The 595-nt window shown below is 68.4% G+C and carries 1 protein-coding gene; it reads left to right on the forward strand.

Features of this window, described 5'->3' with window-relative positions:
• Window positions 1-583: thiazole synthase (locus ACTIE1_RS16670; RefSeq protein ID WP_439563515.1), on the forward strand; the 583-nt coding region annotated here is incomplete at its 5' end.
• Window positions 584-595 lie beyond the last annotated feature (12 nt).

Consider the following 595-nt stretch of genomic DNA (forward strand, 5'->3'; position numbering starts at 1 on the left):
GCCTGTGCTCCCCAATACGGCGGGCTGCCACACGGTCAAGGAGGCGGTGACCACGGCACAGATGGCGCGCGAGGTCTTTGACACGCCGTGGATCAAGCTGGAACTGATCGGCCATACCGACAGCCTGCAACCGGACGTCTTCCAACTGGTCGAAGCGGCCCGCATCCTGACGGAGGACGGCTTTCAGGTCTTCCCCTACACCACCGAGGATCTGATCGTGGCGGAACGGCTGCTGGCCGCCGGGTGCGAGGTGCTGATGCCATGGGGCGCGCCCATCGGGTCGGGCCGGGGGCTGAACAACGAATACGCCCTGCGCGCCATGCGGTCCGAGTTTCCAGAGGTGCCGCTGGTCATCGACGCGGGCATCGGCCTGCCCAGCCACGCCGCGCGGGCGATGGAACTGGGCTACGACGCCGTGCTGCTGAACACCGCCGTGGCCCGCGCGGGCGATCCCGTGGCGATGGCCGTCGCGATGATGCGCGCGGTCGAGGCGGGGCAACTGGCACATCGGGCCGACCCCATCGATGCCCGGGACATGGCCGAGGCCTCGACCCCCGTGATCGGAAAGGCTTTTCTGTCATGACGCTCGACCGCT

It is taken from the genome of Roseinatronobacter sp., from assembly GCF_051859525.1.
Classification (GTDB): Bacteria; Pseudomonadota; Alphaproteobacteria; order Rhodobacterales; family Rhodobacteraceae; genus Roseinatronobacter.